Here is a 25,472-nt window from a genome sequence, read left to right as displayed (position 1 = left end):
CCATGCGCCTCGACAAGACTGAACTCGCATTGATCGGCCTTGCGGTCGTCCTGCTCCTGGGCGGGCTGTTCGCGGCCCCCGGCTGGCTGATCTTCCTTCTCACCGTCGCCCTCGCCAAGGCTCTCGTCGTCCAGGGCGTGGTGATGCAGATGAAAGCCGGCCTCGTCTCCTTCGGCCAGGGCCTGTTCTACTGCGTGGGCGGCTATGCGGTCGGCATGGGTGGCCAGTTCCTGGGCATCTCCGCCGGCCTCGTCCTGCTCGCCATCGGCGTGGTGGCGGCGGTGGTGCTCGCCATGATCCTGGGCCTGCTGATGACCCGCTATCGCGAGATCTATTTCGCGATGCTGTCACTGGCCTTTTCCATGATCCTCTATGGCGTGCTGGTGAAGAGCCAGGAGCTCGGCTCCACCGACGGCTTCAACGTCAACAGCTGGACCCTGCTCGGCCAGACCATTTCCGGCGGCGAGCAGGCCACCCACGCGGTGTTCGTGCTTACCGTCATCGCGGCGGCGGCGGTCGCCTTCTTCCTCAACCGCTACTACCGTTCCTCCGTGGGCATGACCTGCGAGGCGATCCGCGAGAACGAGGTGCGCGTCGAATATCTCGGCCTGTCCCCGCGCTGGATCAATTACGCGAACTATGTGGCGGCGGCGGCGGTCTCGGCCCTGGGCGGCGGCCTCACGGCGCTGGCCACCGGCCATGTGGACCCCGACATGGCCTATTGGACCACCTCCGGCGAATTCGTCTTCATCGCCCTCCTGGGCGGCACGGGCAGCGTGTTCGCGCCGTTCCTCGCGGCCATCGTGTTCTCGCTGGTGCGCACCTATGCCATCGAGTTCCTGCCCAATGCCTGGCAGATGATCCTCGGCTTCACCCTGCTCGGCATCGTTGTGTTCCTGCCCAAGGGCCTGTGGAGCCTGTTCACCCGCGCGCGGGTGGATGCCCCGGTTTCCGCCGCCCCCTCCTCCACCTCGAACACCCGCACGGGAGGCGCCCGCGCATGAGCCCGATCCTCGAAACCCGCAAGCTGAACAAGTCGTTCGGGGCGGTCACCGCCGCCAAGGACCTCAACGTCAAGATCGATAAGGGCGAGATCGTCGGCGTCATCGGCGCCAATGGCGCGGGCAAGACCACGTTCATCAACATGGTCACCGGCTATCTGCCGCCCACCTCCGGCGAGATCTTCATGGACGGCAAGGCCATTTTGGGCCTCGCCCCGCGCGCCATCACCCGTTCGGGCCTTGCCCGCTCGTTCCAGGTGGCGCAGCTCTTCCCGGAACTGACGGTGCTGGACAATCTCGTGATCGCGCTCGCCGCCGCCGAGAGCCCGCACCCCTCCTTCCTGAAGCCCCTGCACACCAAGGCGCGGGTGGCCAAGGCCGAGGAGATCCTCGCCGAGTTCAAGGTGGCGAGCTATCGCGATGCCCGCGTGACCGCCGTGCCCCAGGGCTCGCGCAAGCTCATCGACATCGCCATGGCGATGATCGGCAACCCGAAGATGCTGCTGCTCGACGAGCCCACCTCCGGCGTGAGCGTAGACGAGAAGGGCGACCTGATGGACACTGTGATGGCCGCGGTGCGCCATCACGGCCTCACCGTGCTGTTCGTGGAGCACGACATGGAGGTGGTGCGCCGCTACGTCTCGCGCATCCTCGCTTTCTACAGCGGGGAGATCATCGCCGACGGTCCGCCCGACGCGGTGCTGGCGAATGAGCGCGTGCGCGAGCTCGTCACCGGGCACACCGACCACAAGAGCGCCAGCCAGAAGGGCGCCGCGCAGCAGGGGAGTTCCGTGGCATGACGCTCGCCATCTCCAATCTCGACGTCTCCATCGCCGGCATCCCGATCCTGCGCGGCGTGACGATGGAAATCCCCTCGGGCAAGATGGTCGGCCTCATCGGCCGCAATGGCGCGGGCAAGACCACCTTGATCCGCTCCATCATGGGCCTCACCGCCATTTCCGGGAACATCGTGTTCGACGGCACCTCCATCGGCGACAAGGAGGCCCATACCCGCGCCGGCATGGGCATCAGCTACCTGCCGGAGGACCGCCGCCTCATCCCCTCGCTGACGGTGGAAGAGAACATCCTGATGCCAGCCTGGGCCAACAAGCTGAAGGATGCCCCCGCCCGGCTGGAGTGGATCTATTCGCTGATGCCGGAGATCGCCCAGTATCGCGACCGCAAGGCGCTGCAGCTTTCCGGCGGCCAGCAGAAGCTGGTGGCGCTGGGCCGCGCGCTCATGCCCGCCCGGCGCCTGCTGCTGCTCGACGAGCCGTTCGAGGGCGTGGCGCCGGTGCTCTCCCGCCGCCTCACCGAGGTGATCGGCAAGCTGCGCAGCGAGGGACTGTGCGTGCTCCTTTCGGAGTCGGACGCCACCCACTCGTCCGATCTCGTCGACCAGGTGTTCAACATCGAGCGCGGCGTGGTCACCACCAACTGACCCCGCCCCCGTCCTCGTTTCCAGAGCATTCGCGATGAACCTGAACTTCTCCTTCGAAACCACCCCTTACGTCATCCAGGAGATCGGCGGCGCCACGCGCTTGCCCGCCCTCGCGGCGGAGCTCGGCGCGAAGAGGCCGATGATCGTGACCGATGCCGGCCTCGTGAAGTTCGGCGTGATCGCGCCCGTTCTTGAGGCTTTCGCCGCCGCCGGCCAGCCGGTGGAGGTGTTCACCGACGTCCAGGCCGATCCGCCGGAAGAGGTGGTGCTCGCCACCGTCGCGGCGGCCAAGGCGGCCGGGGCCGACACCATCATCGGCATTGGTGGCGGCAGCTCCATGGATACGGCCAAGCTCGTCGCCCTGCTGCTGGGCGCGGAACAGGCTTTGCCCGAGATCTATGGCATCGGCCTCGCCCGCGGGCCACGCCTGCCGCTGATCCAGGTGCCCACCACCGCCGGCACCGGGTCGGAGGTGACGCCCATTTCCATCGTCACCACCCCGACCCATGAGAAAAAGGGCGTGGTGAGCCCCCTGCTCTATCCCGACATCGCGGTGCTGGACGCGACCTTGACCACCGGCCTGCCGCCGGCCGTCACCGCCGCCACCGGCATCGACGCCATGGTGCACGCCATCGAGGCCTACACCAGCAAGCACAAGAAGAATGCCGTTTCCGACGCGCTGGCGGTGAAGGCCCTGAGCCTGCTCACGGCCAACATGGATCGCGTGATCGCCGACGGAGCCGACGTGGAAGCCCGCTCCGCCATGCTGCAGGGCTCCATGCTGGCGGGCATGGCTTTCGCCAATGCCCCGGTGGCAGCGGTGCACGCGCTGGCCTATCCGCTCGGCGGTCACTTCCATGTGCCCCACGGCCTGTCCAACGCTTTGGTGCTCACTCCGGTGCTGCATTTCAATAAGCCCTCCGCCACCGCGCTCTATGCGGAGCTGGCGGGGGTGGTGCTGCCGGGCCAGCGCTTCTCCAGCGAATATGCGGCGGCCGATGCCTTCATCGGCTTCATGCAGGAGATGGTGGCGCGCATGCCCTTCGCACAGCGCCTCACCGAGGTGGGCGTGGCCGAGGAGGACCTGGAGCGCCTCGCGGTGGACGCCATGAAGGTGGAGCGGCTGTTGATGAACAATCCGCGCCCCATCTCCAAGGATGACGCCTTCGCCATCTACCAGTCGGTGCTGTAAGGCTGGCGGCCCGGGGGCGCGCTTCCCAGCGCGCCTCGCGGGCCATTGCCCGAGCTCGCGCGGCGTTTGGGCAAGACCGGCCCGATAACGCGCACGGCTCCGGGGCCAAGTGTCCGGAAGGACACGGCCAGTTCCTGCGCCCGCCCCTCCCCCCGTCCACGTACGAACCGGCACCAGCCCATGCCCTGCCGGTTCCGCATCCCGTGGACATCAGCGACCTGTGCGTTGCGCCGCCGAGCGGGGGCGTCCATGCCTGTGCCGCGTGAGAAGCATGGCGACCCGTGCGCCGCCATCACCGGTTACCCGAATTCCTGCCGAGGAGGCATCAAGCCATGGCCCTTCTTACCCTCACCGATACCGCGCTGCTGCGCGACAAGGCCTATATCGACGGCGCCTGGACCGCCGCCGACACGGGCAAGACCTTCGCCGTGACCAATCCGGCCAATGGCTCCGAGCTGGCCCAGGTGCCGGACATGGGCGCCGATGAGACCCGCCGTGCAATCGAGGCCGCCGACCGCGCCCTCCCCGCCTGGCGCGCCAAGACCGCCAAGGAGCGCGCCGTCATCCTGCGCAAGTGGTACGAGCTCATCATGGCCGCCCAGGAGGACCTGGCGCAGATCATGACGGCCGAGCAGGGCAAGCCGCTGACGGAAGCGCGCGGAGAGGTCTCCTACGGCGCCTCCTTCATCGAGTGGTTCGCGGAAGAGGGCCGGCGCATCTATGGCGACGTGATCCCCAGCCACGGCGCCGACAAGCGCATCATCGTCATCAAGCAGCCCATCGGCGTGGTGGCGGCCATCACCCCCTGGAACTTCCCCAATGCCATGATCACCCGCAAGGTGGCCCCGGCCTTGGCCGCCGGCTGCACCGCCGTGGTGAAGCCCGGGGAGGACACGCCCCTTTCCGCCCTCGCTCTGGCGGAGCTGGCCGAGCGCGCGGGCATTCCCGCCGGCGTGTTCAATGTGGTGACCACCATGCAGGCCGCCGCCGTGGGTGGCGAGATGACCGCCAACCCCATCGTGCGCAAGCTTTCCTTCACCGGCTCCACCCCCATCGGCAAGCTGCTGATGTCCCAGTGCGCCGGCACCGTGAAGAAGGTGAGCCTGGAGCTGGGCGGCAACGCGCCCTTCATCGTGTTCGACGATGCCGACCTCGACGCCGCCGTGGCCGGGGCCATGATGTCCAAGTATCGCAATGCGGGCCAGACCTGCGTGTGCGCCAACCGCCTGCTGGTTCAGGCCGGCGTCTATGACGCTTTCGCGGAGAAGCTGGCCAAGGCCGTTTCCGCCATGAAGGTGGGCGCGGGCGATGAGGCGGGCGTCACTACCGGCCCGCTCATCAACCAGAAGGGCTTCACCAAGGTGGACCGGCTGGTGAAGGACGCCGTGGCCAAGGGCGCCAAGGTTCTGGCCGGCGGCAAGCCCCACGCGCTGGGCGGCAACTTCTACGAGCCGACCATCCTCACCGAGGTTTCGAAGGACATGGAATTGTTCTCGGAAGAAATCTTTGGCCCGGTGGCCCCGCTCTTCAAGTTCGAGACCGAGGAAGAGGCCATCGCCATGGCCAACGCCACCCAATATGGTCTTGCGGGCTACTTCTATGCCCGCGACATCGGCCGCATCTGGCGGGTGGCGGAGGCGCTGGAATACGGCATTCTCGGCATCAATGAGGGCATCATCTCCACCGAAGTGGCCCCCTTCGGCGGCGTGAAGGAATCCGGCATCGGCCGCGAGGGCTCCAAGTACGGTGTCGATGACTTCGTCGAGATCAAGTATATGTGCCTCGGCGGCATTCGCTGAGTGCACATTCCATCGATCCGAATTCAGCTAATCTGGATAGTGCCATGAACTATACGTTCAGAAGTGTGCGCCACATCGTCTGCGAGGCCGGCGGCCTCCTGAAGCTCGGCGCGCTGATGAAGGACCTTAACGCCAGCCGCGTGCTCATCGTGTGCGATCCCGGCATCGTCACGCTGGGCTTTGCCGACACCGCCAAGGCGTCGCTCGCCGAAATGGGCATCGCCGTGGATGTGTTCTCCGACGTGGCGGCCGATCCGCCGGTGTCGGTGGTGCTGGCGGCCGTGGAGCGGGCGCGGGCATTCAAGGCCGATGGCGTGATCGGCATCGGCGGCGGATCCTCGCTCGACACGGCGAAGCTGGTGGCGTTGATGATCAACTCCACCCAGCCCATCGAGGAGATGTACGGCACCAACCTCGCCAAGGGCGCGCGGGTGCCGCTGATCCAGGTGCCCACCACCGCGGGCACAGGCTCGGAAGTCACCTGGGTGTCGGTGGTGACCGACGCGGAGGGCCGCAAGAAGGCGATCTACGCGCCGCAGCTGCTGCCCGACGTGGCCCTGCTCGACCCCGAGCTGACGCTCGGCCTGCCGCCGCGCATCACCGCTGCCACCGGCCTAGACGCCATGGTGCACGCCATCGAGGCCTTCACCAGCCGCACTTCCAAGAACCTGCTGGCGGACGCGCTGGCGGTGAAGGCGCTGCAGTTGCTCTCCGGCAATATCCGCACCGCGGTGAAGGACGGCAAGAACGTGGAGGCCCGCGCCGCCATGCTCCAGGGCTCGCTTTTGGCGGGCATGGCGTTCGTGAACGCCTCGGTGGCCGCCATCCATGCCATGGCCTATCCCCTGGGCGCGCGCTATCACGTGCCGCACGGGCATTCCAACGCCATCGTCATGGCGCCCATCATGCGCTTCAACCTGCCGGTGGCGACCCCGCTCTATGCCGAGCTGGCCCGCCAGACCCTGCCGGGCCGCACCTTCGCTTCCGACGCCGAGGCGGCCGAGGCGCTGGTGGCGGACATCGAAGCCCTGGTGCCGTCCACGGGTCTTGAAATCCGCATGCGCGACCTGGGCGTGCCGCGCGACGCCATTCCCTCCATGGCGGAGGAAGTGGATGTGGGCATCCGCCGGCTCATCGCCTGCAATGCCCGCGACATGACCCGCGCCGACATCCAGGGCATCTACGAAAGCGTCTACTGACGCCCGAAGAGCCCTGCGCCCCGCTCCGAGGGCGTTCAAGCCCGCCGGCATCGGCGTGAGCGCAGTGGCACAGGACATCATCGCAAACGGCGCGGCTCCAGTCAGGGGCCGCGCCGTTTGCACATTCAGCTTTGGCAAGGGGCACAAGCAACGCGCGCCCGCCCTATGCCCTCCTCGCTCCCTCTCCCGTTTGCGGGGGAAGGGGCAAGAGACGCGGCAAGAGACGCGGCAAAAGACCAGAGGCGCAGGAGGGGACAAGAGAGGGGGAAGGACGCTGCAAGGCGAAAGAAGGTGGCCTCGACCACCGCGCTTTCAATGCCCCCCGCACTTGCGGGAACGCACCTGCCCTCCCTCGTCCTCCCCCGCAGGCGGAAGAGGGAGCGAGCCCATCGGTGCCCCTGCCCCTGGCACCCCTGCCTTCTGAACGCCGACGCCCCCCCTTCGGAAGCCGCGCCCTATGCGGACGCCGCCGTACGCCGTAGCTTCTCGGCCCGGCGAATGACGCGCTCCCTCTTCAGGCGCGACAGGCGCTGGAGCCAGAAGATGCCGTCGAGCTGGTCGATCTCATGCTGGTGACAGACGGCGAGCAGACCGTCGGCCTCCTCCTCCTGCTCCACCCCGTCCAAATCCTGATAGGCGACGCGCACCCGCGCCGCGCGCGCCACCTCGTCCACCACGCCCGGCATGGAAACGCTGCCCTCCGGATGCCGCGCCCGCTCGTCCGAGGCCCAGAGGATCCGCGGATTGACGTAGGTCCGCACCCCATCCTCGGCCGAGAGCTCCAGCACCACGACCCGCTTGGCCACCCCGATATGCGGCGCGGTGATGCCGATGCCCGGCGCCGCCCGCATGGTGTCCAGCAGGTCCGTGGCGAGCTGGCGCAACGCATCGTCGAAGACGGTCACCGGCTCGGCCACGGCGCGCAGGCTCGGATCCGGAAACTTCACGATCGGCCGAACGGACATGATGCTGCTCCACCCCCGATGCCGGCGCAGGCGTGCGCCCACCGCGCGTGATGCGGCGCGGCGGGGTCCCCGCGCGCGCCAGCCATGTCACGACTTCAGGTCCAGACGCAACCGCAAGCCGGCCGCGCGCACCAGCCCCGCTGCCCCGACGTGGGGGACTGCTCAGGTCTCCTGAGTGGCTGCGACTTCCTCACGCGGCGCACGATCCGCATCGCCCGCCCCCACCCTCGCGGAGGCCTGCGCGCGCCGCACCACCTCGTCCACGCCGGGCGGGTTCGCCGGATGGAAGGAGAGGCACAGGGGCGTGCGGATCTTCACCGGACGGGGGAAGCCCTCGGTGGAGAAGTAGAACATGCCCTTTTCCAGCTTGCCCAGATCGTCCGCCGCCCCACCCTTGGCGTCCATGAGCTCACGCGTCGCGGCGAGCGTGGCCGAAGAACTCATGCGGCCATAGAAATGGGTGGTGCAATTGGAAACGATGCCATTGTCGAGCCCGCGCGGCAGCTGTGTGGCGAACACCATGCCCAGCCCATATTTGCGGGCCTGCGCCGCCAGCGAGCGGGTGCTGGCGCGGCAGGCCGTCGCCGTCTGCGAGGGCGCGAAATTCTGCGCCTCGTCCAGCACATAGAGCCGGCCGGTGGGGCTTGGATGCTGCTTCAGCCAGGTGAAGAGCGTCATCTGCAGTTGGTTGACGAAGGCCTCTCGCGCGCTCTCCGACGGCAGGCCGGACAGGTTGATGACCGAAATCCGAGTGCGCCGTGGGTCGCGCCCGTGGAACAGCAGCTGCGGATCCAGCTGCTGCCCCTCGGAGCGCAGGAGCGGATTGGTGGCGATGGCGGACAAGAGCTGGTCGGCCATCGCCCGGCCGTGCTTTTCGGCCTGGCTGATCTCCGTGCAGCCGTCGGGCAGCTCGCCGAGGAGGCCGACGAGATCGCGCAGGCTGCCCCCGCCCTGCCGCGCGAACAGCCGCAGCGCGTCGGCCAGCACGCCCCGGCGCTCGTTCGCCTTCTGGCCGCGGCCGATGGTGTAGGGCTCCAGCGTCGAGAGCGCCATGTCCACCGCCTGGGCGCGCTCGTCCTCGCTCTCCGCATCACGGCCGTCGCCGATGGCGGCGAAGTCGGGCAGCAGGTTCAGCACCAGTGGGTTGCCGCGCGCGAGGCCCGGCGTCCACACCACCACCTCCGCCCGGCTCTGGTAGCGCTCCGCCTTGGCCGCGTCCTCCGGCGAAAAGGCGTCCGGAATGGTGGGCCAGGGGTCGCCCAGGCGCGCGAGGTCGTTGTTGATGTCGAGCACGATAGAGGGGATGCCGGCCAGCGCGGCCTCCTCCACCAGCCGCCGCAGCAGCACCGTTTTGCCCGATCCGCTGCCGGCGAAGATCGCCACATGGCGGTTGAGCAGGGCAGGCTTGAGCCCCACCGGCTCGCCCGGCCCCTGATAGCTGATGCGATGGCCGATGAGGATTTCATCGGACAGGGCCACCGGCTCGTCCTCGCCATTCCCCTGGCGGGTCGAGGGGATGCCCTGGCGGGTCGAGGGCATGCCCTGGCGGGTCGAGGAGATACCCTGGCGGGTCGAGGAGATACCCTGGCCTCCATTGACGCGGCCAGCCCCCTGGCCTTCATCCTGGTCCCGACCCCATACGCGAGGACCCGTACCGGTGCCGCCGATATCCGTCGGCAGCGTCTGCCCCGTTCCCGGCCCTGCGCCCTGCCCGTCCATCGGCGGATCCAAGGTCTCGGTGCGGTGCGTTGGCGGCGTCTCGCGCGGCAGGAACGGCGGCGGGCACAAGCCCGCAGCCTGGAACAAGGGCGTCTCGAACAGAGGCTTCCTCTGCCGCAGCCAATCGGAGAAATGCGGCTTTCCGGCAAGGCTCCGCAGCGCGGCGAAAGCCCTGAGATCCGCCTCCACGGGCGCGATGAAGCGGCCTCCCGCGGAAAGGAACTCGGCCGTGAGCTGCTGGGATTTTGGCCCGCTCGGCGGCGCCCCCGTCCGTAACAGGAACAGATGGCGTCCCGCCAGACCGCGGCCGATGCCGGATGCCGTCATGGCCGCCTTGATGCGCGACAGGTAGGCGGGTCCGTTGATGTGTGTCAGCACGCGGAAGCAATAATGCTCCTCGCGATCCCCCTTGGCGCGAAAGGTGAATGTCAGGCGCCCGTGCAGCGAGGGGCGCTTCTGGTCGGGGTCAGCCTGAAGCGCGCAATCCACGTCCTCCGGCATGGTGAGCTGCCGGGAGAAGAACTGGAGCGCGTCGGCGAACAGCTCGCGCAGCTCGTCCTCGCGCTCCGGAGCGAACAGGTCGGCCACGTTCGCGGCGGCATAGGCCTCGGCATAAAGACCGTCGAGGTCGGAGGAGACGGGCACCGGCTCAACGGGCGGCTTAGAGCCACCGAAGCTCGTGAGCTCGCTGACGCGTCCGTTGCGCATGCAAGTCAGGCGGTGCTGCTCGCACTTCTGCAACAGCTCACGCGGCGAAAGCCCCACCACCTCGTCGAAAGCCTCGCCCCGGAAGGGCCAGGTGGCATAAGGTGGCTTGAAGTGCACGGCCGCGTAAGCCGCCGCCAGGCGCATCTCCACCAGCGAGGCCGCGCGGCTGCTGTCCGGGATCGGCTGAAGCTCCAGCGGCGCTTGGAAGCGAGCAGTGACGGCCGCCGTGAAGCGCTGCTTGATGACCGCCCAGGTCGCCTCCAGGCAGGAGATGACCACCACCGCCCGGCGCTTGACCTCGTGCAGATCCATCAGCCCCTGGGCCAGTTGCTCCACCACGGCGACCGCCTCGGTGACCTCCTGCCCCCCGCTGACGGCTGCCGTCTCGATGTTGGCCGCCGAGACGATGGCGTCGATCTGGTCCACCGCGATCAGGGTCGGCCCCACGAGGCTCATCAGCCAGGAGAGCCCCTTCACCACGCTCATGGGATCGCTGACGCCGATAAAGCCCAGGGCGCGCAGCTCCTGCGGGTCCAGGCTCATGCCCTGGAGCCAGGCATGGGCAATGGACTGCTGGTCGAGATCGTCCGACGCCAGCAGGATCAACGCCGTCACCACATCACGATGGTTGATGATCTCGGCCCGGTAACGCCTGGCGAGGGCGTCGCGGAACAGCTTGGCCAGCTCAGGCATGCGCTCGCCCGCCGCCTGCCCGCGCGCGCCCACGATGTCGCCGGCCTTGCCCTTGATGCCGAGCAGCTCCGCCAGCACCAGGATCAGCCTGTTATATTGGGTCTGCCCATCCGGCAATTTCACCTGCAGCGAATTGACGAAGCCGAGGGCCACCGACGACCAGAAGTCCTTCACCCCCACCAGGTCGAGCAGCACGAACCAGCCCGCCCGCGCCCACACCGCATGGCGCAGCCGGCCCATGAGATGGGTCTTGCCATGCCCGGCGGGGCCCAGCACCACGCAGCCGCGCGGCTCGTTGTCGGGCTCGATATCCTCGGTTTCGCGGTCGAAGTAGTCGAGGATTTCGCGGGTGGTCTGGGCATGGATCGCGGCCACCTCGTAGGGGGACTCGCGCCATACGCTCTTCAGTTGCCGGGTGGGGTTGAAATCCACCGACTGAAATGCCGCCAGCTGGGAGGCGGCTGCCTTTGCGGTCGCGTTCATGCCTTGATCCAGAGAATGTGGCGGGGCTCGCCGGCAATATGGAGGGCGGCGGCGTGGTCGGCCGCGGTGAGCTCCAGGGAATTGTCCAGCCGGTAGAGAAGGGCGACCTGGTCGCGCTGCATCCGCTTCAGCATGTCATCCAGCGCCTCGCGCGGAACGTCGGGCAAGCGCGCGCGGATATCGCGCAGCAGAACGCGGGTGGCGAGGCGGCCGCCGGTGACGGCGAGATAGGCGGAACGGATGCGCGCCGGCAGGTCCCCGACCGGCACCGCGGGCGCGGCATTGGTGGCACTGGCCAGCGGTGCCGCACTCACGGCGGCGGTTTCGACGGGCGCCATCACATCGGCGAGCACGAGGCCCTTCACCTTCACGAAGGTGTCCAGGCGCGCAAGCCACTGCCGCAACACGCCAGCGGCGCCGGAAGCCGTCTCCGGCAGCAGCTCGGAAAGGTGGGTGCCGGCCCAGTGCCAGCCTTTGTCGGTGGCCTCGATCCAGTTGGAGCGGCCCTTCTTGGTGATGTGGATGAGCCCCTTGGCCTGCAGCGCCGCGCGCAGCTTGGGGGTGGGCTGGGGCGATAGCTCATGCTGCCATGCGGCCCCTTCCTCGCACGCGATCAGGCCGAGCAGCACCAGGGCTTCCTTCTCCCGCTCCGCATCCTCGCTGGTCCGGGTGCCCTTGGAAGTCCCCTTGGCGGCTGCCGTCACCTCGGGGGGCGGCAGGAGCTGGGCGTGCTCGCGCCCCTTCTCGGTCAGCTCGATCCAGTTGGAGCGGTTCTTCTTGCTGATGCGGATCAGCCCCTCATCCTCCAGCGGCTGGCGCAGCTTAGGCGAGGGTTCTGGCGAAAGGTCCTTCTGGAACGCGCCACCGGCTTCGCAGGCAAGCAAAGCGCGCAGCAACAGCGCCGCCTGCCGATCCTCCGCCTTGGTCCTTGCAGCCATTTCACCCCTCCTGCCGGCCCACACGCCGGCGATGATTGACGAGATCACGGATCTTCTGCACGGCGAGCCCGCAATCCTGCTGCACTTCCTCATTGGCGAGGCGCAACACGGTGTAGCCGCTCAGCGCGAGCTCAAAATCCCGCTGGCGATCGCGCAGGAATGCGCTGCGGGTGCCGTGGTCGGCATAGCCGTCCAGCTCCACCACAAGCCGGCCCTCCCGCCACAGCAGATCGACACGGGGGCGCGAGCCGCGGACCGTCTCCACGGGCTGGTTGAAGGTGAAGAGCGGCGCCAGCTCGCTGTCCGCCATCACCAGGCGCCAAATTCGCTGCTCGATCTCGCTCAGCGGATGGGGCGCGCCGCGCCAGGGCTCCAGCCAGATGGCATCATCCGGCAGCGGAACCGGCGGGCTCAGCGGCTCTTCCAATGTGACCGAGACCACGCCATGGCGGATCCGCTCCAGCGGCGTGCCGGGCGGCGGCGGCTCGCGAAACAGCACCACCACGGCGCCCGGCATGTGGCGGGCGATCCACTCCAGACCATGGACATAAGCCGCCGCCTGCGGCGCGGCCGCATCCGCCACCTGCGTCACCAGCACGAGGCCGGCCGGGCACACCACGCGGGCGAGCTGGGACAGCTCCGTCTGCGCCGGCGTGCCGGGCACGCGGGGCGCGACGCCGTCCAGCGCCAGCAGGCCCGCTTTCTCAAGCCAGGGGGCGAGCAGCTCGGGCCGGGCGCCCGCCATTTCCCGCGCGGTCGCGGACACGGCAAGGCGCGCAAGGGTATCGCGGCCGACGGCAGGAAAGGTCTCGTCCTCAAGCCAGCGTGGCCACAGGCCCAGGGCCGCGCGGGCGAGCTGCCCGAGCCATGCTTCCACCAGCTGCGATGCGGACGCGCACGCAGGCAGGCCGGCGAACAGCAGACGCCGCCCGCCAACAGCCGGAGCGATTAGCTCGGCCGCCTCGCGCACAGCGGACAGGTCGACGCCATCGACGGCCAGAATCTCTCCCGACGGCGCCCCGAGCAGATGTTCGGGCAGCGCGCGCAGGGGAACAGAAACAGACGTGCGAGCGTCATCCACCGAAGTTGCGCCCCCCGGCCCTTCCAATCTCGACGTGCGTGCATAACGCTACGCCAAGGCCAACTTCAAGCTTAGATTGCGTGCGCCACACCGGGGCGCACGCGCGCGCCGTGCCTTTCCCCGTTCATGGGAGCGCAAACAAAATTGTCATCAGGGAGCAGAACCGCCATTGGCGCAGCTGCCGTAGCGGGTTAGGGAAATTCCGGAGGGTTTCACGGGGCCGTGAAGGGATACAAGAGCGGCAGGAAACTCGTCCAAACCGCCGTGAGCCGCATTCGCAAGTCAGGGTGCTGCCGGCCAACGCACTGATAACGGGAGCGCCCATGTCCGCCGTCTCGTACGCCGCCGACGTTCACAACCAGCAAGCACACGCCGAGATCGCCATGGGCATCGCCGCGGCGACGGCCGGGCTGGAGCTCGGCCTTGCCAAGCGAATCGGCGACGCGATCAGCGAGCTTTATGATGCCCCTTCCAATGCCGCGGTCGAGCGCATGCTCAATGAGGGACTGCCCTCCGCCACCCTGCTGCAGGCCCTGGACACGGCCATGGAGACCACCTGCGTGCGCATGTCCCGGCAGGTGTTCCTGCCGGGCCGCGCGGCGGGCCTGAAGGAAGTGGGTCGCCGCTTCGCCTCCGCGGTGGCGGCCGTGGAAAGCACCGTGGCCGTGCGCGCCCTCACCCGCCAGATCATTGACGAAGCCCACCAGCGCGACCTGCGGAACCTGAAGAATCTGGCCGACACCGTTTCCAACGTGAACGAGGTGTCCATCGAGCTGGCCTACCTGACGCGCAACACCCATCGCGCGACGGAAGGCTCGCAGAGCGTGGCCTCGGCGGTGAGCGAGCTCATCACCAGCATCGAGGACATCTCGCGCTCCAGCAACGATGCGCTGACCGACGCGCAGAATGCGAGTCAGGCCTCCACCCGCGCCACCGGAGCGGTGGACAATCTACGCACCACCACCACCGCCATCAGCGACGCCACGGACGAGACCCGCAAGCGCTCCACCGAGCTTGTGAACGCCTTCGACCAGATCGCCGACGTGCTGAAGGTGATCGACACCATCGCCAAGCAGACCAATCTGCTGGCCCTCAACGCCACCATCGAGGCCGCCCGGGCCGGCGAGGCCGGCAAGGGCTTCGCCATCGTCGCGCAGGAAGTGAAGGCCCTCGCCAACCAGACCGGCGCCGCCACCGAGGAAATCGGCAAGCGGGTGGAAGGCATGCGCTTCGTGATCACCCGCATGGGCGAAGCCATGGCGCGCTCTGAGGAGGCCGTGGCCGCCAGCATGGACGACATCGAGCAGGTGTCCGCCGCCGTCACCGCCATCGATGGCACGGTGAACACCGTCGCCCGCAGCATGGACGCCATCGCCACCGTGCTGTCGCAGCAGAAGATCGCCAGCGAGGAGATCGGCGAGCGCGTGTGCCAGAGCGCCGGCCTCTCCACCGAGAACGAGCAGATGCTGATGCGCATGGCCACCAGCCTGCAGAACAGCAACGATCGCTTCTCCAGCTCCGCCCACGACTGGTTCAATGCCGATTCGCCCGTCGCCCTCTGCGAGATGGCGAAGATCGACCATGTGCTGTTCAAGAAGCACGTGGTGGATGTGCTGATGGGCCGGTGCGAGTGGCATGCCCACGAGGTGCCCGATCATCAGCACTGCCGCCTCGGCAAGTGGTATGAATCGGTGAACATCCCGGAGATCCGGCGTCTGCCGACCTTCGCCTCCCTGGTGGAACCGCACCGCAAGGTCCACGTCGCGGCGCAGCTTGTGCTTCAGCATCACGAGGCCAACCGCCCGCAGGAAGCCCTCGAGGCGCTCGCCACGCTCAACACCGCGAGCCACGAGGTGCAGCGCATTCTGGAAAAGCTGGCCGAGGACCTGCGGGCCTGCGAAGATCCGGAAAAGGCCCGCGCGGCCTCGACCCTGCAGTAAGCTCGCCATTGCCCTGCGGCGTTGCCGGAGAGACCGGCGGCGCCGCCCTATTGGCCCCTCCTGCCATGCACTGGGGACGTGCGGACGCGCCCCCACTCCTCTGCCTGCCCCGCAGCGCTCCGATCCCAGAGGACCGCCCCCTACAGGCGCGGGGCCGCTCCGACGGGCGGGACGGCCAGCGCAGTCCTCCGCCATCCTCACCGCGTCCGTGACGCGCGTGGAGCAGCGCATCAAACGCGCCATACTTCCACCCGCATTTTTGAAATTGCCCCCGCGTTTCCGTGAAGGGCGGGCCGAGGCGCGCGCAGGTGAGCACACCCGGCGCGAGAGGCCGAATTGCACCGCGCTTCCGGCCGTGGCGCCGCCTTCGGAGCAGCGCTACAGCTTCACGGAAGCGCGGGCATTTCCCCTGCGCGGGCTTGATGCGCGTGGCGCGCCAACTGTCTTCACCTGAACCCCAAGCGTCCCGGCCTTAGGCTCGGCCGCCCCGCAATGGGGATGCGGCCACCTTTCTGAGGCCTCCGCTGGCCTCAACGCGCCAGCGCAGCATCGGGCCGGCGCAGGGCACCGGCCGGCGGCGGGGGCGCTTTCGCCGCGCTCACCGCCTGCGCGATCGCATCCGCCAGCTGCTGGGCGAGGCACGCATAGCCCTTGTCATTCATATGGAAATGGTCCCAGGCAAACAGCCCCTTGAAGCCGGCTGGATCTTCCGCCGCCCATTGCTTCATCATCGCGTAGCGCCGCAGCAGCGGCACGTTTCGCTCGGTGGCGGTGTCATCGACCGCCGACACAAACCGCTCGTAGCGCCCCACATCCAGGATCAGCGGAAAGTATTGCTGGTCGACGACAATCGTCGCCACATCCGCTGCGGCGGTCGCCTCCAGACCGCGCCGCACCAGTGCCGTCAGACGCTCCGGATTGCCGCCGAAGATCACGTCATTGGTCCCCACCTGCCAGATCACCAGATCCGGCCGCTCCCCGTGGGTCAGGAACGCTTCCAGGCGCTTCAGGGTAGACGGCGCGCTCTCGCCAGAGACACCAGCATTCGTGACCTCGACGCTGCCCTCCCCCAGCATTTCCACAAGACGGTGGGCGAGCTGGGCGGGATAGGTGGCCTCCGGCCGCGAAGCGCCCACACCTGTGGTGCTCGATGAACCAATGGCGAGGATGCGCAGCGGGCCGCCTTCACGCAGGCTCTGAACAGCGGGCGCCGCCAGTACGAGCGCCGGACTGGGTCGAACATCCACCGGGCACGCGGCAGCCGGCAAGGCCAATCCGAGCACGCAAATCAGCGCCGCCCCCGCGAACCCCGAGGAAGCACACCACGCTCTTCGAACGACGCTCGCGCGCAAAGCCGCAGCATCGGCGATGACGTTGACGAGACAATAAATTTTGGATTTCAAGGGCACTTTAGGGATCTGCTCTGATCCAGGGACTGCCCAGTTAAATGGCGGGAGTGACGGGGCTCGAACCCGCGACCTCCGGCGTGACAGGCCGGCGCTCTAACCAACTGAGCTACACCCCCAACCGGCGCTGCGCTAGTGCGTTGCGCCGTCGAGAGCGCTCTGATAGGGCACCTCGCCCTTCTCCGTCAAGCGAGCCCGAACGATTTTATGACAAGGGTGTGGATAGCTTTCCCAGGATACCGCGCAAAGCCGCGCCAGCTCATCATTCTCGCAGCGAAGGGAAATTGAGCCCACTCTCAGGTGCTCCAACTTCGAGCGGACAAAAAAGGAAGCCGCGCCCGAAAATTCCGAACGGTGGAGATTCGGCATGGCCGGTGCGCGATGGCGGGCGCAAGCCGGCTTCACCAATCGCCACGACACCGGCGAGACGCAAATGGTGCAGCATCGCCCCGGTGCACCGGGGCCGCCACATCTTTGCCCGTGGCCACGCGCAAGTGGGGTGCAACCCGCTGCGACCGCCGCCCGGACGGCGCACCGGCGCGCAGAATCCACTCCCGGCAAAGCCAGAATCGCGAACCAAAACCAACAGTGGCTTTTTCGTCCCCCGCCATTCCCATGCGGAGGCCAAGATTGCAGGTGCTTGAAAACACTGGTGGGCGGTGACGGGCTCGAACCGCCGACCCTCTCGGTGTAAACGAGATGCTCTACCAACTGAGCTAACCGCCCCACCTGCGGCATGCGCCCTTTAATCATCACCGGCGCGCGCCAGCAAGGCCATAGATCGCCTTCCACACCTGCCTTGCCACGCTGATGCACGGGGCCCCACCCGCGCACGGCACCGAAAGCCCAGTGAGGCTGCCACCGGCCGGCACAACGCCTTCACAAGCTCGCCGGGACGACAGGGCCCGCCGACAGGGGCGGCCCACAAGCGACGCCCACGCAGCCCCTGCACCCCAAAGCCAGAAGCCGAGGCGGGCAATCAGGCCGCCCCCACCTCCCGACATGAGGCGATACGCTTAGAGGAAATATCGCGGAGAACGGCGCGCAGCGGAGGCCGCATGCCCGCCTGTCGCGCACCCATGCGTCAGACGGAGGCGACCACCGATCACAGCCTAGGCCAGGCGCGACTCGAACACGCTCCAGCGACATGCGCGCATGCACACGAATGGCCCTACTCAGGCGGATTTCACCTTGGATGCCCCGCCGCCGGCAGCCCCGGTCGCTGCCGCGCGGAGCGCACCGCAGCCATCTATATGGACGCCGCCCCGATGGCGGCGCCCCGCGACCCCGCCTCGGCGCCCTGCTCTTTCGATTGCGAATGAGAGGCCGCGCGAGAACGGAATTCGAACGCCCTGCCTTGTTCGGACGTCGCGCTTCTATCGCGACGTCCGAACCGCGGGATCACTCGTTGACGGCTTCCTTGAGGCCCTTGCCGGGAGTGAACTTCGGCGCCTTGGAGGCGCTGATCTTCACCGGCTTGCCCGTGCGAGGATTACGGCCCTCGCGGGCGGCGCGGGTCACCACCGAGAAGCTGCCGAAACCGATCAGCTTGACTTCCTCGCCCTGCTTGAGCGCCTTGGCGATGATGTCGAAGGTGGCGTCCACGGCAGCCGCAGCAGCCGTCTTCGTCAGCTTGGCCTCCTCAGCCACCGCGGCGATCAGTTCGTTCTTGGTGGTCATCTGACCATTCCCTTCCGTTGTCAAAACGCGAATCGTGAGGGGCAGGGCCCCGACGATCGCCGCGAGCATCACGGAAAATACGGCATTTGCAAGCACCATCCGCTTCAAACCCGCACCAATGCACGATTTCCAGCATTGCAATAGCGAAAAAAAGACGGGCGACTCGAGTTTCGAGCCGCCCGTCCTCATTCTCTAAGCCCTTGAAATCGCTAAACTTGGCTCCTTCCGAGAAAGAGCCGACACCAAGCTTGCGCCCGCCCCTACTCCCTTGCGGGTGAGGGGGCCGGACAGGGTATTCCCATCCGGCGCAAAGCCTCAGTGCGCAACGACTCCCGAGGCATCATCGCCTGCCACCGGCGCATTCACCGGCTTCTCTTCCCAAACGATGGGCTCCGGCGGACGCACCAGGGCGTTGCTCAGCACCTCGTCCATCCGCGACACGGGCACGATCTCCAGCGCGTTCTTCACGTTGGCCGGAATATCGGCGAGGTCCTTGGCGTTCTCCTCGGGGATCAGCACCTTCTTGATGCCGCCGCGCAGAGCCGCCAGGAGCTTCTCCTTGAGGCCGCCGATGGGCAGCACCCGGCCACGCAGGGTGATCTCACCCGTCATGGCCACGTCGCGGCGCACGGGAATGCCCGTCATCACCGAAACGATGGCGGTAGCCATGGCCACGCCCGCGGAGGGCCCGTCCTTCGGAGTCGCCCCTTCGGGAACGTGCACGTGGATGTCCCGACGCTCGAACAGAGGCGGCTCAATGCCGAAATCCACCGCCCGCGAGCGAACATAGGATGCCGCCGCCGAGATCGATTCCTTCATCACATCCTTCAGGTTGCCGGTGACCGTCATCTTGCCCTTGCCGGGCATCATGAGGCCCTCGATGGTCAGCAGCTCGCCGCCCACCTCGGTCCAGGCCAGGCCGGTGACGACACCCACCTGATCCTCGCTCTCCATCTGGCCGTAGCGATAGCGCGGCACCCCGAGGAAATCCTCGAGATTCTTGGCCGTGACCTTCACCGACTTCTTCTTGGACAGCATCAGCTCCTTCACCGCCTTGCGGGCGAGGGTGGAGATTTCGCGTTCCAGGGAGCGCACACCAGCTTCGCGGGTGTAGCGCCGGACGAGGGTCTGCAGCGCCGCGTCGTCGATGGACCATTCCTTCGTCGACAGACCGTGCTTCTGCAAGGCATTGGGGATCAGGTGCTTGCGCGCGATCTCCACCTTCTCGTCCTCGGTGTAGCCGGCGATGCGGATCACCTCCATACGGTCCAGAAGGGCCGGCGGGATGTTCATCGTGTTCGCCGTGGTCACGAACATCACGTTCGAGAGGTCATAGTCGACCTCCAGATAGTGGTCCGCGAAGGTCTTGTTCTGCTCGGGGTCCAGCACCTCCAGCAGGGCCGAGGAAGGATCGCCGCGGAAATCCGCGCCCATCTTGTCGATCTCGTCCAGCAGGAACAGCGGGTTGGCCTTCTTGGCCTTGCGCATGGACTGGATGACCTTGCCCGGCATGGAGCCGATATAGGTCCGCCGGTGGCCACGGATTTCCGCCTCGTCGCGCACGCCGCCAAGGGCCACGCGCACGAACTCACGTCCCGTCGCCTTGGCGATGGACTTGCCGAGCGAGGTCTTGCCGACGCCGGGCGGGCCGACGAGGCACAGGATGGGACCCGTGAGCTTGTTGGCGCGGCTTTGCACCGCGAGATACTCGACGATGCGCTCCTTGACCTTGTCGAGGCCATAGTGCTCGCCGTCCAGAATCTCCTGGGCGTAGTTGAGATCCTTCTTGATCTTGCTCTTCACGCCCCACGGGATCGACAGGAGCCAATCCAGATAGTTGCGCACCACGGTGGCTTCCGCCGACATGGGCGACATCTGGCGCAGCTTCTTCAGCTCGTGCGTAGCCTTTTCACGCGCCTCCTTGGAGAGCTTGGTCCGCTTGATGCGGTCCTCCAGCTCCTGGAGGTCGTCCTTGCCGTCCTCGTCGCCCAGTTCCTTCTGGATCGCCTTCATCTGCTCGTTGAGGTAGTACTCGCGCTGGGTCTTCTCCATCTGCCGCTTCACGCGGGACCGGATGCGCTTTTCCACCTGGAGCACGGAGATCTCGCTCTCCATGAGGCCCAGAACCTTCTCCAGCCGGTCGGAGACCTTCACGGTCTCCAGCACCGCCTGCTTCTCCGGGATCTTCACGGCAAGGTGCGAGGCGATGGTGTCGGCAAGCTTGGAGTGGTCGTCGATCTGGCCGACGACGCCCACCACTTCCGGCGACACCTTCTTGTTGAGCTTCACATAATTCTCGAACTCGGTCACCACCGAGCGCGCGAGCGCTTCCGCCTCGACCTGGTCGCCGGCATCGTCCTCAAGCATGAGGGCCTCGGCCTCATAGAGGTCGGTGCGATCGGTGTAGCGGGAGACGTGGGCGCGCGAGACACCCTCCACCAGCACCTTCACGGTGCCGTCGGGAAGCTTCAGGAGCTGCAGGACCGTCGCCAGCGTGCCCACGCCATAAATGGCCTCGGGCGCCGGATCATCGTCGGACGCATTCTCCTGGGTCGCGAGCAGGATGTAAGTATCGCCGCGCATCACCTCTTCAAGGGCGCGGATAGACTTCTCGCGACCCACGAACAGGGGAACAATCATATGAGGGAAAACCACAATGTCCCGAAGCGGGAGCACAGGGTAAGTTTGCGACACACCGGCAACGAGCGGGGGGCGCGGCTTCTGGCTCGTCATGACCCAATCCTTTCTTTGGTGCACACGCGAAGGCGCTGCCGCGCGTGCACGCAGCCGGGTTACCGGAACGGCTTTTCAATGCTGAAGCGGTGAACACCGCGGGAGGCATGAGGTCCGAGCACGGAGACCGGATCTTTCGGGAAGAACATGGATACGCCACCACCCCGTTTCAAGGGCTGGTGCGAGCACCCCAGAAGAACAACACGGGGTGAGCGATAAACGGCCAATCGGTAAAAAAGCTCAGGGTCCCCCGCGCACGCGGCGCGGGGGCAAAGTGTCGGAACCGCGCCCTCAGGCACTGGCGCCCGCGTCACCGACGCGGTCCGCATAGATGTAGAGGGGGCGCGCATTCTGCTCGACCACCTCACGGGAGATCACAACCTCCTCGACGCCTTCCAGACCCGGCAGGTCGAACATGGTGTCGAGCAGGATGCCTTCCATGATGGAGCGCAGGCCGCGGGCGCCGGTCTTGCGCTCGATGGCCTTGCGGGCGATGGCGCCCAGCGCCTCCTCGTGGATGGTGAGATCCACATTCTCCATCTCGAACAGCCGCTGGTACTGCTTCACCAGCGCGTTCTTCGGCTCGGCCAGGATCTTCTTCAGGGCTTCCTCATCCAGGTCGCCGAGCGTCGCCAGCACGGGCAGACGGCCGATGAATTCCGGGATGAGACCGTACTTCAGCAAATCCTCCGGCTCCACCTCGCGGAAGAGCTCGCCGGGGCGGCGATCCTCGGGCGGGGCCACCTTGGCGGAGAAGCCAATGGAGGTGGAGCCCTTGGAACGCGACGAGATGATCTTGTCGAGGCCCGCGAAGGCGCCGCCACAGATGAAAAGAATGTTGGTGGTATCCACCTGCAGGAACTCCTGCTGGGGATGCTTCCGGCCACCCTGGGGCGGAACGGAGGCCACCGTGCCTTCCATGATCTTCAGCAGCGCCTGCTGCACGCCCTCGCCCGACACGTCGCGGGTGATGGAGGGATTGTCGGATTTGCGACTGATCTTGTCGATCTCGTCGATGTAGACGATGCCGCGCTGGGCCCGCTCGACATTATAGTCGGCCGCCTGGAGCAGCTTGAGGATGATGTTCTCCACGTCCTCGCCCACATAACCCGCTTCGGTGAGGGTCGTGGCATCGGCCATGGTGAACGGCACATCGAGGATGCGCGCCAGGGTCTGCGCCAACAGGGTCTTGCCCGAGCCCGTGGGGCCGATGAGCAGGATGTTGGACTTGGCGAGCTCCACGTCCCCGTGCTTGGTGGCGTGATTGAGGCGCTTGTAGTGGTTGTGCACGGCCACCGAGAGGACCTTCTTCGCATGGTCCTGGCCGATGACGTAGTCATCGAGAACCTTGCGGATCTCCTTCGGGGTCGGGATCCCATCCCGCGACTTCACCAGAGAGGACTTGGACTCTTCCCGGATGATGTCCATGCACAGCTCGACGCACTCGTCGCAGATGAACACGGTCGGTCCGGCGATGAGCTTCCTGACCTCATGCTGGCTTTTGCCGCAGAACGAGCAATAAAGCGTGTTCTTGCTGTCGCTGCCGCCGGTCTTGCTCATCTTCGTCTCCTACGATCTATCGATACGGACACAAAACGCGCCTGTGTCGTACAGATCACCAGTGGGGGATTGAACCAAGCAAGAAGCTCGCCAATCCCGTTTGGTCTCTTTCGAGTTCTTGGCCTTCCGTCAGCCAATCACCCTCCAACGGCGCGATCAAGGCAGTTCGGGAGCTTTCCCTGCGGCATTGTGGGAGCTGGTTAAAGCAGACCACGGCCGCCGCTCGTTCGCGTCGTCGCCCGGTCTCGTCAGCGCCGGTCCTTGCCAATTGCGGCTTGGACCTTGAAACGCAGCGGCCCCCGCCAACGGTGGCGAGGGCCGACACGCGGCATCCGATGCCGGCTTAACGACATGCAAGCGCGATCTCGCACCGCACGCAAGGGGGACAAACAGCGATCATCCCCAAACTGGTCGAGAAGGCGCCTCCACCAACAGGCGCAACCGCCTTCCCGGCGTTGATCACGCGCTCTTGGGGGCCTCGTCGGTCGGGCGCTTCTCGATCACGGAATCGATGAGCCCGAACTCCTTGGCGGCCTCGGAGGTCATGAAGTTGTCGCGCTCCAGCGCATCCTCGATCACGCTGAGGTCGCGCCCGGTGTGCTTCACATAGATTTCATTCAGCCGCTTCTTCAGGTTCAGAATTTCCTGAGCGTGCAGCATGATGTCCGTCACCTGGCCCTGGAAGCCGCCGGACGGCTGATGGACCATGATTCGCGCGTTCGGCAGGGCGAAGCGCATGTCCTTCTCGCCGGCGGTCAGCAGCAGCGAGCCCATGGACGCAGCCTGGCCGATGCACAGGGTCGACACCGCGGGCTTGATGAACTGCATGGTGTCGTAGATGGCGAGACCCGACGTCACCACTCCCCCCGGGGAGTTGATGTACATCGAGATTTCCTTCTTCGGATTGTCCGCTTCCAGGAACAGAAGCTGCGCCACCGCCAGGGTGGACATGCCATCTTCCACCGGACCGGTGAGGAAGATGATGCGCTCCTTCAGAAGGCGCGAGTAAATGTCATAGGCACGCTCGCCGCGGTTGGTCTGCTCGACCACCATGGGAACGAGGTAATTCATATAAGTATCAATGGGATCACGCATCTTTGGTCCTCGGGCGCTTGCGGTCCAGATCGGCGACCCAGGAGGGGGGCCCCAGTCTGCAATCCCGGCGCGCTGTCGTGTCTACGGCGCAAGTGGTGGCACGCCGAAGCGCGCCACCCGGGGCTCATGCTGGACGAAAGCGACCCGATTCGTCAGGCCGCCGCGTCCTCTTCTTCCACCTTATAGAGCTCTTCCTTGGTCACCGGCTTCTCGGTGACGTTGGCGAGCTCCAGGAGGAAGTCCACGACCTTCTCCTCGAACAGGGGGGCACGCACGGAAGCCAGCGCCTGCGGATTGCTGCGATAGAACTCCCAAACCTGCTGTTCCTGGCCGGGGAACTGACGCGCCCGCTCGACGACCGCGCGCGTCACCTCGTCGTCAGACACCTGGATATTGTTGCGCTCCCCGATTTCCGCAAGGACCAGACCCAGGCGCACGCGGCGCTCGGCGATCTTGCGATAGTCGGCGCGCGCCTCCTCCTCGGTGGTGCCCTCCTCCGCGAAGCTGCGCTTCTGGGCGGCGAGGTCCTGCTGCACCTGGTTCCACACGCCCTCGAACTCCTGCGTCAGCAGGCCTTCGGGCACATCGAACTTGTGCATGGTGTCGAGGGCGTCGAGCAGCGCGCGCTTCACCTTCTGGCGGGCGACGCCGGCATGCTCGGCACCGATGCGCTCGCGCACCATGCCCTTGAGCTTCTCCAGGCTCTCCATGCCAAGGGTCTTGGCGAACTCGTCGTCCAGGGCGACCTCGCCCGGAGCGGCAACGGCCTTGCAGGTCACCTCGAAGGTGGCCGCCTTGCCGGCCAGCTCGGCCGCACCGTAATCCTCCGGGAAGGTCACGGAGATGGTGCGGCTCTCACCGGTTGCGATGCCCACCAGCTGCTCCTCGAAGCCGGGGATGAAGCTCTTGGAGCCGAGCAGCAGGTCGATGTCCTGCCCCTCGCCGCCGGGGAACTTCACGCCGTCCACATAGCCGGTGAAGTCGATGGTCACGCGGTCGCCATCGGCGGCCGGGCCTTCCTTTGCGGCGAACGGACGGTTGGAATCAGCAATGCGCTGAACGGTCTCGTCCACCTCGGCGTCGGTCACGTCCAGCACCGGCTTCTCGACCGCGATGGTCTTGAAGTCGCCCAGCTCGATCTTCGGCAGGATCTCGATTTCGAGATCGTAGGCGAGGTCCTTGCCGCCATCCAGCAGGCCCTGACCCTGGGGATCCTCCTGCGGGAGGGTCACCTTCGGCTGGAGCGCCAGGCGGAAGCCGCGCTCTTCGACGATCTGGCCGTTGGTGTCATTGACGGTCTGCTCGATCACCTCGCTCATGACCGACTTGCCATAGACGCGCTTGAGATGCGCGACCGGCACCTTGCCGGGGCGGAAGCCGTTGAGCTTCACCTGGCCCTTGATCTCGTTCAGGCGCGCGTCGGCCTTGGCATCCAGGTCCGCGGCGGGAACCACCACGCGGAACGCACGCTTGAGGCCTTCGGCTTTGGTCTCGGTCACCTGCATCGTCTTGCCTTCACATCCTTGCCGCCGCACAGGGGCGGGAACTTGAAAATCCGGTGGCAGCCACGGCCCGGGCCGCCGCCACGCGACAAAGCGCACCCCTTGAAGGGGGGCGCAAAAACAGCCTTACGAGCCCCATGCAGCCCGCGACCGGGGCTGAGCGCCACGACAAAGCAGCGGCACGATCGGTTGCGACCTGGATGAAACCGGCACCGTGGTGCGGGCGGAGGGTTTCGAACCCCCACGACTTGCGTCACGGGAACCTAAATCCCGCGCGTCTACCAGTTCCGCCACGCCCGCGTGCCGCAGCCGGCTCCCGGCTTCACCCTTCGGCCTC

17 protein-coding genes and 3 tRNA genes are annotated in these 25,472 nt (G+C 66.7%); 7 read left to right on the top strand and 13 right to left on the bottom strand.

What is annotated here, in order from left to right; translation table 11 throughout:
- Nucleotides 1-2: 2 nt before the first annotated feature.
- The 6 genes from V5F26_RS10995 (at nucleotide 3) to V5F26_RS10970 (ending at nucleotide 6,632) form a co-directional block, all read left to right on the top strand.
- Nucleotides 3-1,004, top strand: a complete 1,002-nt coding sequence (locus tag V5F26_RS10995) for a branched-chain amino acid ABC transporter permease (protein ID WP_234051953.1) — start codon at nucleotides 3-5, stop codon at nucleotides 1,002-1,004.
- Complete coding sequence (locus V5F26_RS10990; RefSeq protein WP_394057577.1) at nucleotides 1,001-1,801, top strand: ABC transporter ATP-binding protein; 801 nt, start codon at nucleotides 1,001-1,003, stop codon at nucleotides 1,799-1,801. The genes V5F26_RS10995 and V5F26_RS10990 overlap by 4 nt, the downstream gene beginning before the upstream one ends.
- Nucleotides 1,798-2,442 carry a branched-chain amino acid ABC transporter ATP-binding protein gene (locus V5F26_RS10985; RefSeq protein WP_234051955.1) on the top strand — a complete coding sequence of 215 codons (645 nt, stop codon included), beginning with the start codon at nucleotides 1,798-1,800 and terminating at the stop codon, nucleotides 2,440-2,442. Before V5F26_RS10990 ends, V5F26_RS10985 begins: the two co-directional genes overlap by 4 nt.
- Nucleotides 2,443-2,476: 34 nt before the next feature.
- Complete coding sequence (locus V5F26_RS10980) at nucleotides 2,477-3,634, top strand: iron-containing alcohol dehydrogenase (protein ID WP_394945929.1); 1,158 nt, start codon at nucleotides 2,477-2,479, stop codon at nucleotides 3,632-3,634.
- Nucleotides 3,635-3,966: 332 nt separating this feature from the next.
- Complete coding sequence (locus tag V5F26_RS10975; protein WP_394945928.1) at nucleotides 3,967-5,433, top strand: NAD-dependent succinate-semialdehyde dehydrogenase; 1,467 nt, start codon at nucleotides 3,967-3,969, stop codon at nucleotides 5,431-5,433.
- 44 nt (nucleotides 5,434-5,477) lie between these two features.
- Nucleotides 5,478-6,632 carry an iron-containing alcohol dehydrogenase gene (locus V5F26_RS10970; protein ID WP_394057571.1) on the top strand — a complete coding sequence of 385 codons (1,155 nt, stop codon included), beginning with the start codon at nucleotides 5,478-5,480 and terminating at the stop codon, nucleotides 6,630-6,632.
- A gap of 455 nt (nucleotides 6,633-7,087) precedes the next feature.
- On the opposite strand, the gene V5F26_RS10965 is transcribed toward V5F26_RS10970, so the two are convergent.
- The 4 genes from V5F26_RS10965 to V5F26_RS10950 all read right to left on the bottom strand — a co-directional run bounded on the left by V5F26_RS10965 (nucleotide 7,088) and on the right by V5F26_RS10950 (nucleotide 13,219).
- Nucleotides 7,088-7,597, bottom strand: coding sequence for a peptide deformylase (locus tag V5F26_RS10965; protein ID WP_394945927.1), 510 nt, complete (start codon nucleotides 7,595-7,597; stop codon nucleotides 7,088-7,090).
- Nucleotides 7,598-7,759: 162 nt separating this feature from the next.
- Nucleotides 7,760-11,200, bottom strand: a complete 3,441-nt coding sequence (locus V5F26_RS10960) for an ATP-binding protein (RefSeq protein WP_394945926.1) — start codon at nucleotides 11,198-11,200, stop codon at nucleotides 7,760-7,762.
- On the bottom strand, nucleotides 11,197-12,138 hold the full coding sequence (locus V5F26_RS10955; protein WP_394945925.1) for a hypothetical protein: 942 nt from the start codon (nucleotides 12,136-12,138) through the stop codon (nucleotides 11,197-11,199). The genes V5F26_RS10960 and V5F26_RS10955 overlap by 4 nt, the downstream gene beginning before the upstream one ends.
- 1 nt (nucleotide 12,139) lies before the next feature.
- The gene (locus V5F26_RS10950) at nucleotides 12,140-13,219 is read right to left on the bottom strand and encodes an endonuclease domain-containing protein (RefSeq protein WP_394057563.1); all 1,080 of its coding nucleotides are present in this window, start codon (nucleotides 13,217-13,219) and stop codon (nucleotides 12,140-12,142) included.
- A gap of 323 nt (nucleotides 13,220-13,542) precedes the next feature.
- On the opposite strand from V5F26_RS10950, the gene V5F26_RS10945 reads away from it, so the two are divergent.
- Nucleotides 13,543-15,159 (top strand): methyl-accepting chemotaxis protein, encoded by a 1,617-nt coding sequence (locus tag V5F26_RS10945; protein WP_394057561.1) that lies wholly within the window; start codon nucleotides 13,543-13,545, stop codon nucleotides 15,157-15,159.
- Between the two features lie 530 nt (nucleotides 15,160-15,689).
- Here V5F26_RS10945 and V5F26_RS10940 read toward each other — a convergent pair.
- The 9 genes from V5F26_RS10940 to V5F26_RS10900 form a co-directional block, all read right to left on the bottom strand.
- Nucleotides 15,690-16,562, bottom strand: a complete 873-nt coding sequence (locus tag V5F26_RS10940; RefSeq protein ID WP_394945924.1) for an SGNH/GDSL hydrolase family protein — start codon at nucleotides 16,560-16,562, stop codon at nucleotides 15,690-15,692.
- A gap of 45 nt (nucleotides 16,563-16,607) precedes the next feature.
- Nucleotides 16,608-16,684, bottom strand: a tRNA-Asp gene (locus V5F26_RS10935).
- Between the two features lie 531 nt (nucleotides 16,685-17,215).
- Nucleotides 17,216-17,291: transfer RNA gene (locus V5F26_RS10930), tRNA-Val, on the bottom strand.
- Between the two features lie 675 nt (nucleotides 17,292-17,966).
- The gene (locus V5F26_RS10925; protein ID WP_234052210.1) at nucleotides 17,967-18,245 is read right to left on the bottom strand and encodes an HU family DNA-binding protein; all 279 of its coding nucleotides are present in this window, start codon (nucleotides 18,243-18,245) and stop codon (nucleotides 17,967-17,969) included.
- Nucleotides 18,246-18,560: 315 nt separating this feature from the next.
- Nucleotides 18,561-20,978 carry an endopeptidase La gene (gene lon, locus V5F26_RS10920; protein ID WP_394057558.1) on the bottom strand — a complete coding sequence of 806 codons (2,418 nt, stop codon included), beginning with the start codon at nucleotides 20,976-20,978 and terminating at the stop codon, nucleotides 18,561-18,563.
- A 291-nt stretch (nucleotides 20,979-21,269) separates the two neighbouring features.
- Nucleotides 21,270-22,538: an ATP-dependent Clp protease ATP-binding subunit ClpX gene (gene clpX, locus V5F26_RS10915; RefSeq protein ID WP_234051966.1), complete on the bottom strand. Its 1,269-nt coding sequence runs from the start codon at nucleotides 22,536-22,538 to the stop codon at nucleotides 21,270-21,272.
- Between the two features lie 459 nt (nucleotides 22,539-22,997).
- Complete coding sequence (locus V5F26_RS10910) at nucleotides 22,998-23,633, bottom strand: ATP-dependent Clp protease proteolytic subunit (protein WP_234051967.1); 636 nt, start codon at nucleotides 23,631-23,633, stop codon at nucleotides 22,998-23,000.
- Nucleotides 23,634-23,785: 152 nt separating this feature from the next.
- Nucleotides 23,786-25,138 (bottom strand): trigger factor, encoded by a 1,353-nt coding sequence (tig, locus tag V5F26_RS10905; RefSeq protein ID WP_234051968.1) that lies wholly within the window; start codon nucleotides 25,136-25,138, stop codon nucleotides 23,786-23,788.
- 212 nt (nucleotides 25,139-25,350) lie between these two features.
- Nucleotides 25,351-25,435 (bottom strand) — tRNA-Leu (locus V5F26_RS10900).
- Nucleotides 25,436-25,472 lie beyond the last annotated feature (37 nt).

The sequence above is a fragment of the Xanthobacter variabilis genome, from assembly GCF_043831965.2.
In the GTDB taxonomy this organism is placed as follows: Bacteria; Pseudomonadota; Alphaproteobacteria; order Rhizobiales; family Xanthobacteraceae; genus Xanthobacter.
The sequence above is the reverse complement of the archived record's forward strand: the minus strand, read 5'-3'. Positions and strand labels throughout refer to the sequence as shown.

Excerpts from the sequence above, each read along its gene's own strand:
- V5F26_RS10990 (WP_394057577.1), top strand. The coding sequence starts at position 1,001 with ATGAGCCCGATCCTCGAAACCCGCAAGCTGAACAAGTCGTTCGGGGCG.
- V5F26_RS10965 (WP_394945927.1), bottom strand. The coding sequence starts at position 7,597 with ATGTCCGTTCGGCCGATCGTGAAGTTTCCGGATCCGAGCCTGCGCGCC.
- V5F26_RS10910 (WP_234051967.1), bottom strand. The coding sequence starts at position 23,633 with ATGCGTGATCCCATTGATACTTATATGAATTACCTCGTTCCCATGGTG.
- V5F26_RS10945 (WP_394057561.1), top strand. The coding sequence starts at position 13,543 with ATGTCCGCCGTCTCGTACGCCGCCGACGTTCACAACCAGCAAGCACAC.
- V5F26_RS10960 (WP_394945926.1), bottom strand. The coding sequence starts at position 11,200 with ATGAACGCGACCGCAAAGGCAGCCGCCTCCCAGCTGGCGGCATTTCAG.
- V5F26_RS10970 (WP_394057571.1), top strand. The coding sequence starts at position 5,478 with ATGAACTATACGTTCAGAAGTGTGCGCCACATCGTCTGCGAGGCCGGC.
- tig (WP_234051968.1), bottom strand. The coding sequence starts at position 25,138 with ATGCAGGTGACCGAGACCAAAGCCGAAGGCCTCAAGCGTGCGTTCCGC.
- V5F26_RS10980 (WP_394945929.1), top strand. The coding sequence starts at position 2,477 with ATGAACCTGAACTTCTCCTTCGAAACCACCCCTTACGTCATCCAGGAG.
- clpX (WP_234051966.1), bottom strand. The coding sequence starts at position 22,538 with ATGAGCAAGACCGGCGGCAGCGACAGCAAGAACACGCTTTATTGCTCG.
- V5F26_RS10985 (WP_234051955.1), top strand. The coding sequence starts at position 1,798 with ATGACGCTCGCCATCTCCAATCTCGACGTCTCCATCGCCGGCATCCCG.
- V5F26_RS10975 (WP_394945928.1), top strand. The coding sequence starts at position 3,967 with ATGGCCCTTCTTACCCTCACCGATACCGCGCTGCTGCGCGACAAGGCC.
- V5F26_RS10995 (WP_234051953.1), top strand. The coding sequence starts at position 3 with ATGCGCCTCGACAAGACTGAACTCGCATTGATCGGCCTTGCGGTCGTC.
- V5F26_RS10925 (WP_234052210.1), bottom strand. The coding sequence starts at position 18,245 with ATGACCACCAAGAACGAACTGATCGCCGCGGTGGCTGAGGAGGCCAAG.
- lon (WP_394057558.1), bottom strand. The coding sequence starts at position 20,978 with ATGACGAGCCAGAAGCCGCGCCCCCCGCTCGTTGCCGGTGTGTCGCAA.
- V5F26_RS10955 (WP_394945925.1), bottom strand. The coding sequence starts at position 12,138 with ATGGCTGCAAGGACCAAGGCGGAGGATCGGCAGGCGGCGCTGTTGCTG.